The organism is Kitasatospora sp. NPDC051702 (assembly GCF_040681575.1).
Taxonomy (GTDB): Bacteria; Actinomycetota; Actinomycetes; order Streptomycetales; family Streptomycetaceae; genus Kitasatospora.
In genome coordinates this window covers 1-6,745 of the sequence record NZ_JBFAZB010000093.1, presented here as the reverse complement: position 1 = coordinate 6,745, position 6,745 = coordinate 1, and the positions used below count along the sequence as shown (strand labels likewise).

The 6,745-nt window shown below is 71.8% G+C and carries 6 protein-coding genes; all 6 read left to right on the top strand.

Annotated features, from left to right (window positions below; translation table 11 throughout):
* Positions 1-642 (top strand): ABC transporter ATP-binding protein (locus AB0N04_RS38260; RefSeq protein ID WP_363365747.1); only part of this gene is annotated, 642 nt, incomplete at its 5' end.
* Positions 629-1,570, top strand: a complete 942-nt coding sequence (locus tag AB0N04_RS38255) for an ABC transporter permease (protein ID WP_360223261.1) — start codon at positions 629-631, stop codon at positions 1,568-1,570. The genes AB0N04_RS38260 and AB0N04_RS38255, both read left to right, overlap by 14 nt.
* 409 nt (positions 1,571-1,979) lie before the next feature.
* Positions 1,980-2,306, top strand: a complete 327-nt coding sequence (locus AB0N04_RS38250) for a TcmI family type II polyketide cyclase (RefSeq protein WP_360223258.1) — start codon at positions 1,980-1,982, stop codon at positions 2,304-2,306.
* The gene (locus AB0N04_RS38245; RefSeq protein WP_360223255.1) at positions 2,303-3,577 is read left to right on the top strand and encodes a beta-ketoacyl-[acyl-carrier-protein] synthase family protein; all 1,275 of its coding nucleotides are present in this window, start codon (positions 2,303-2,305) and stop codon (positions 3,575-3,577) included. The genes AB0N04_RS38250 and AB0N04_RS38245 overlap by 4 nt, the downstream gene beginning before the upstream one ends.
* Positions 3,574-4,794, top strand: coding sequence for a ketosynthase chain-length factor (locus AB0N04_RS38240; RefSeq protein ID WP_360223252.1), 1,221 nt, complete (start codon positions 3,574-3,576; stop codon positions 4,792-4,794). Before AB0N04_RS38245 ends, AB0N04_RS38240 begins: the two co-directional genes overlap by 4 nt.
* A gap of 21 nt (positions 4,795-4,815) precedes the next feature.
* On the top strand, positions 4,816-6,594 hold the full coding sequence (locus AB0N04_RS38235; protein WP_360223249.1) for an ABC transporter ATP-binding protein: 1,779 nt from the start codon (positions 4,816-4,818) through the stop codon (positions 6,592-6,594).
* Positions 6,595-6,745 lie beyond the last annotated feature (151 nt).

The following is a 6,745-nucleotide window of genomic DNA, read 5'->3' as shown; positions in this document are numbered from 1 at the left end:
GTCACCCTGCTCGGCGCCTCCGGCTGCGGCAAGTCCACCCTGCTCAACCTGGTGGCCGGCCTCGACCGGCCCACCGCGGGCAGCATCGAGGTGCCCGGCGGCCGCCCCGCCCTGATGTTCCAGGACCACGCGCTGTTCCCCTGGCTCACCGCCGGACGCAACATCGAACTCGCCCTCAAGCTCGCCGGCGTCCCGCGCGCCGAACGCCGCGCCGAGGCCGAACGCCTGCTGGAACTCGTCCGCCTCGACGGCTCCCACCACAAGCGGGTGCACGAGCTGTCCGGCGGCATGCGCCAGCGCGTCGCGATGGCCCGCGCCCTCGCCCAGGGCGGCGAGGTGCTGCTGATGGACGAGCCCTTCGCCGCGCTCGACGCCATCACCCGGGACCTGCTGCACGAGGAGCTCATCCGGATCTGGACCGAGCGGCGGCTCACCGTCCTGTTCGTCACCCACAACGTGCGCGAGGCGGTGCGGATCGGTCAGCGCGTCGTGCTGCTCTCCTCCCGCCCGGGCCGGGTCGCCCGCGAGTGGCGGATCGACCTGCCGCAACCCCGCCGGATCGAGTCCGCCGGGGTGTCCGACCTGTCCATCGAGATCACCGAACACCTACGTGGGGAGATCCGCCGCCATGGCCAGCACTGACATCCTCCCCGACGCCCTCCCCGGCCGGCTCCCCCGGCCGGGCGGACCCGCCGTACCGGGCGACCCGGCCACCGACGCCGCCGGCGTCGTGGCCGGCTTCGACGCGCTGGAGACCGCCCCGGCGCAGCGCACCCCGATCGGCCGCCGGCTGCGTCAGCGGGTGCTGCCGCCGCTGCTCGGGGTCGCCCTGGTCCTCGGCCTCTGGCAGCTCGCCTACGGCCTGCACCTGACCACCCCGGACAAGCTGCCCAGCCCGGCCGACGTCTGGCACGCGCTCACCGATCTCTGGGACCGGGGCACGCTCTTCTCGATCATCTGGACCAGCGTCTGGCGCGGCGTCTCCGGCTTCCTGACGGCCGTGCTGATCGGCACGCCGATCGGTCTGCTCGTCGCGCAGGTCAGGCCGCTGCGGGCCGCCGTCGGCCCGGTGCTGTCCGGCCTCCAGTCGCTGCCCTCGGTCGCCTGGGTGCCCGCGGCCGTCATCTGGCTCGGCATCAACAACTCGGCCATGTACGCGGTGATCCTGCTCGGTGCGGTGCCCTCGATCACCAACGGCCTGATCGCCGGGGTCGACCAGGTGCCGCCGCTGCTGCTGCGCGCCGGCCGCACGCTCGGCGCGACCGGCGCCCGCGGCGCCCGGCACGTGCTGCTGCCGGCCGCGCTGCCCGGCTACCTGGCCGGCCTCAAGCAGGGCTGGGCCTTCTCCTGGCGCTCGCTGATGGCCGCCGAGCTCATCGCCTCCTCCCCCGACCTCGGCCTGGGCCTGGGCCGGTACCTGGAGAACCAGCGCGAGTTCTCGGACATGGCGGGCGTGCTGCTGGGCATCGTCCTGATCCTCGTCGTCGGCGTCGCCATCGACCTGCTGGTCTTCACCCCGCTGGAGCGCCGGGTGCTGCGCAACCGCGGGCTGCTGGCCGCTTCACACTGACGCCTCACCATCCCCCCCCCCGGCCACACCGGAAAGGGCGGTTCCGCCACGGAACCGCCCTTTTCCCGTCCCATCGCGCTCTCCAGTGGAATTCGACGCCCTCCCGACCCCCCCTTGAGGGGCTTCACCCATCGTGGCGATGGGCGATATTCCCCGATGATTGGAGATTGACATGGGCGCGAGACCCAGGTCCGTCCTGCGATCCCTATGGAAGAACTTCGCCGAGGGTCTGATGTGGATGGGGCGGGCGGCGACCGGAGTGTGTCCCCCCTACGAATGGCGGGACCTCAGAATCCCACCTGCCGACCAGCCCTGTCTGCCCCCCTTGTCGGATGAGGAGCTCGCCCGGTGGGCGGCGCTGGTCAAGGATCTGCGGTAGTCCCGGTAAACCCCCTGAGGAGGCGGTCAAATGCACAGCAATCTAATAGTGGCCAAGATGGACCCTCGTTCGAGCGCTGAGGTGGCTCGGCTTTTCAGCGCCTTCGACGAGACCGAGATGCCGCATCGCATGGGGACTCGGCGACGTCAGCTCTTCATGTACAACGGGCTGTACTTCCATCTCCAGGACTTCGAGGACGACAACGGCGGCCGGCTCATCGAGCAGGCGAAGGGCGACCCGCGCTTCGTCCGCATCAGCGACGACCTCAAGCCGTTCATCCAGGCCTACGACCCGTCGACCTGGCGCTCCCCCGCGGACGCCATGGCCCAGCGGTTCTACACCTGGGAGTCCGAATGACGGGCCGGCGGGTGGTCATCACCGGCGTCGGGGTGGTGGCACCGGGGGGAATCGGCGCGAAGAACTTCTGGAGCCTGCTCAGCGAGGGCCGCACGGCGACCAGGGGGATCACCTTCTTCGACCCGGCGCCGTTCCGCTCGCGCGTCGCGGCCGAGGTCGACTTCGACCCGTGGGAGCACGGGCTCGGCCCGCAGGAGATCCGGCGCACCGACCGCGCCGCGCAGTTCGCCCTGGTCACCGCCCGCGAGGCGCTCGCGGACAGCGGCCTGGACCTGCCCGGCCTCGCGCCGCACCGGGTCGGCGTGGCGGTCGGCAGCGCCGTGGGCGCCACCATGGGCCTCGACGAGGAGTACCGGGTGGTCAGCGACGGCGGCCGGCTCGGCCTGGTCGACCACGAGTACGCCGTCCCGCACCTCTACAACTACTTCGTCCCGAGCTCCTTCGCCGCCGAGGTCGCCTGGGCGGTCGGCGCCGAGGGCCCCTCGACCGTGGTCTCCACCGGCTGTACCTCCGGCATCGACTCGGTCGGCTACGCGGCCGAACTGATCCGCGACGGCTCGGTCGACGTGATGATCACCGGTGCCAGCGACGCGCCGATCTCGCCGATCACCGTGGCGTGCTTCGACGCGATCAAGGCCACCACCCCGCGCAACGACGACCCCGAGCACGCCTCCCGGCCGTTCGACCTCACCCGCAACGGCTTCGTCCTGGGCGAGGGCGCGGCGATGTTCGTCCTGGAGGAGCTGGAGTCGGCACGCCGGCGCGGCGCCCACGTGTACGCCGAGATCGCCGGCTACGCCAGCCGCTGCAACGCCTTCCACATGACCGGACTGCGCCCCGACGGCCGCGAGATGGCCGAGGCCATCCGGGTCGCGCTGGACGAGGCCCGGCTGAACCCCGAGGCCGTCGACTACATCAACGCGCACGGCTCGGGCACCAAGCAGAACGACCGTCACGAGACCAGCGCCTTCAAGCGCAGCCTCGGCGACCACGCCCGCCGTACCCCCGTGAGCTCGATCAAGTCGATGGTCGGCCACTCGCTCGGCGCGATCGGCTCGATCGAGATCGCCGCATCCGTCCTGGCCATGGAGAACCACGTGGTGCCCCCGACAGCGAACCTGCACAAGCCGGATCCCGAGTGCGACCTCGACTACGTGCCGCTGACCGCGCGCGACTGGCACACCGACACGGTGCTGACGGTCGGCAGCGGATTCGGCGGTTTCCAGAGCGCGATGGTCCTCGCCCGACCGGACAGGGGCACCGCGGCATGAGCACCCAGGTCGTGGTGACCGGCATCGGCGTCGTCTCCCCGAACGGCTTCGGCGTGGACGACTACTGGGACGCCACCCGCGCGTCCCGGAGCGGCATCGGCCGCATCAAGCGCTTCGACCCCGAGCAGTACCCGTCGAAGCTCGCCGGCGAGGTGGACGGCTTCACCGTGCAGGAACACCTGCCGAGCCGGCTCATCCCGCAGACCGACCGGATGACCCAGCTCGCCCTCGTCGGCGCCGAGCACGCCCTGGCCGACGCCGGGGTGTGCACGGATGCGGCCGACGAGTACGGCATGGGCGTGATGACCGCCAGCAGCTCCGGCGGCTTCGAGTTCGGCCAGGACCAGCTCCAGAACCTGTGGAGCCAGGGCAGCCAGTACGTCAGCGCCTACCAGTCCTTCGCCTGGTTCTACGCGGTGAACACCGGCCAGATCTCCATCCGGCACGGCATGCGCGGCCCCAGCGGCGTGGTCGTCAGCGACCAGGCCGGCGGCCTCGACGCCCTCGCCCACGCACGCCGGCTGATCCGCAAGGGCAGCGACCTGATCCTCTCCGGCGGCGTCGACGCCGCCATCTGCCCGTGGGGCTGGGCGGCCCAGCTCACCACCGGGAGGATGACCACCGAGGAGCGCCCCGACCGGGCCTACCTCCCCTTCGACGCCGACGCCACCGGGCACGTGGTCGGCGAGGGCGGCGCCCTGCTGATCCTGGAGGACGCCGAGGCCGCCCGCCGGCGCGGCGCGACCCGGGTGTACGGCGAGATCAGCGGCTACGGGGCGACCTTCGACCCGGGCCCGGACAGCGGCCGGGAGCCGACCCTGCGCAAGGCGATCGAGATCGCGCTCGACGACGCGGGCCTGTCGCCGGGCGACGTCGACGTCGTCTTCGCCGACGCGGCCGCCACCCCGGAGCTCGACCGGATCGAGGCCGCGGCGATCACCGGGCTCTTCGGGCCCCGGGCGGTCCCCGTCACCGCACCCAAGACGATGACCGGCCGGCTCGGGTCGGGCGCCGCCCCGCTGGACGTCGCCACCGCCCTGCTGGCCATGCGCGACGGGGTGATCCCGCCGACCGCGAACGTCACCCCCTCCCCCGACTACGACCTCGATCTGGTCACCGAGCCGCGGCACGCGCCCGTGACCACGGCACTCGTCCTGGCCCGGGGCCACGGCGGCTTCAACTCCGCCCTCGTCCTGCGTTCCGTCGACTGGAACTGACCACAAGAGAAGGAGACCAGGGTGAGCACCACCGGGTCGTCCACCGCTCAGCCTCCCGTCCAGAAGAGACGCATCCTCAGGCTGTTCCGCCCGTACCGGAAGAACCTGTTACTCGTCTCGTCCCTGGTCGCGGGCTCGTCCCTGGTCTCCCTCGTGAACCCCTTCCTGATCCGCGAGATCATGGACGTGGCGTTGCCGCAGGGCAGAACCGGGCTGCTGTCGCTCCTCGCCTTCGGCATGATCTTCGTCTCGATCGCCACCAGCACGTTCAACGTCTGGCAGACCCACGTGTCCGCCAAGGTCGGCCAGTTGGTCATGCACGACCTGCGGACCTCCGTGTACTCCCACCTCCAGCGCATGTCGCTGGCCTTCTTCACCCGGACCCGCACCGGCGAGGTGCAGTCCCGCATCGCCAACGACATCGGCGGGATGCAGGTCACCGTGACCACCACCGCCACCGCGCTGGTGTCGGACCTGACGATCGTCATCGCCACCACCACCGCGATGGTCCTGCTCGACTGGCGGCTGACGCTGGCCTCGCTGGTCATGCTCCCGGGGTTCGTCTGGGTCAGCCGCCACGTCGGCGACGAGCGCCGCGTCATCTCCCGGGAGCGGCAGCACCAGCTCTCCGAACTCTCCTCGATCGTGCAGGAGTCGCTCTCGGTCAGCGGGATCATGCTCGGCCACACCATGGGCCGGTCACGGTCGCTGAGCGACAACTTCGCCCGGCAGTCCCGCAAGCTCACCGGCATCGAGGTGCGCGCCAGCACGGCCGGCCTCTGGTACCAGTCCACCATCTGGATCGTGATGGCCTCCATGCCCGCGGTGATCTACTGGGTGGCGGGGCTGACCTCGCACGGCGGCCGGATGGCCATCTCCCTCGGCGCCCTGGTCGCCTTCACCACCCTGCAGCAGAGCCTGTTCCGCCCGGCCCAGCGGCTGCTCACCATCGGGCTGGACATCCAGAGCTCGCTCGAGCTGTTCGGGCGGATCTTCGAGTACCTCGACCTGCCGGTCGACGTCGCCGAGCCGGAGCGGCCCGTCGAGCCGGCGGTGCTGCGGGGCGAGGTCCGCCTGCGGGGGGTGGGCTTCTCCTACGCGGGGGCGGAGCGACCGACGCTGGACGGCGTCGACGTGACCGTCCCGGCCGGGCGCAGCCTCGCCATCGTCGGGGAGACCGGCTCGGGCAAGACCACCCTCAGCTACCTCATCCCGCGCCTGTACGACGCGACCACCGGCACCGTCACGATCGACGGCGTCGACGTGCGCGACCTGTCCTTCGGGACGCTCTCGGCCGCGGTCGGCGTGGTCTCCCAGGAGACCTACCTGTTCCACGCCACCGTCGCCGACAACCTCCGCTTCGCCAAGCCCGCCGCGACCGACGAGGAGCTCGTCGCGGCGGCGAAGGTCGCCCACATCCACGACTACCTGATGTCCCTGCCGGACGGCTACGACACGGTCGTCGGCGAGCGCGGGTACCGCTTCTCCGGCGGGGAGAAGCAACGCCTGGCGATCGCCCGGGCCATCCTGCGCAACCCGCCCATCCTGGTGCTCGACGAGGCCACCAGCGCGCTCGACACCCAGACCGAGCAGGCCGTCCAGGAGGCCATCGACGCGGCGAGCGCCGGCCGGACCACCATCACGGTCGCCCACCGGCTGTCGACCATCCGCGACGCCGACGAGATCGTCGTGCTGGAGCGCGGCCGGGTCGCCGAGCGCGGCACCCACGAGGAACTGCTCGCCCTCGGCGGCCACTACGCGGCGCTCGTCAACCGCGACACCGAGATGGCGGTCGCCTGAGCCGGCGCCGCGAGGGCGCGGCCCGCACCGGGACGACGGGACGGCGCCACCGGGAGGGTTCCCGGTGGCCGAGCGCCACGCCGTCCTCGAACCCGCCCGCCGGGTCGACTCCCTGTCGTTCCGCGGCCTCCTGCCAGTCCGGCAGGGCGGC

Coding starts and splice junctions, on each gene's coding strand:
- AB0N04_RS38255 (WP_360223261.1), top strand. CDS start 629: ATGGCCAGCACTGACATCCTCCCCGACGCCCTCCCCGGCCGGCTCCCC.
- AB0N04_RS38250 (WP_360223258.1), top strand. CDS start 1,980: ATGCACAGCAATCTAATAGTGGCCAAGATGGACCCTCGTTCGAGCGCT.
- AB0N04_RS38245 (WP_360223255.1), top strand. CDS start 2,303: ATGACGGGCCGGCGGGTGGTCATCACCGGCGTCGGGGTGGTGGCACCG.
- AB0N04_RS38240 (WP_360223252.1), top strand. CDS start 3,574: ATGAGCACCCAGGTCGTGGTGACCGGCATCGGCGTCGTCTCCCCGAAC.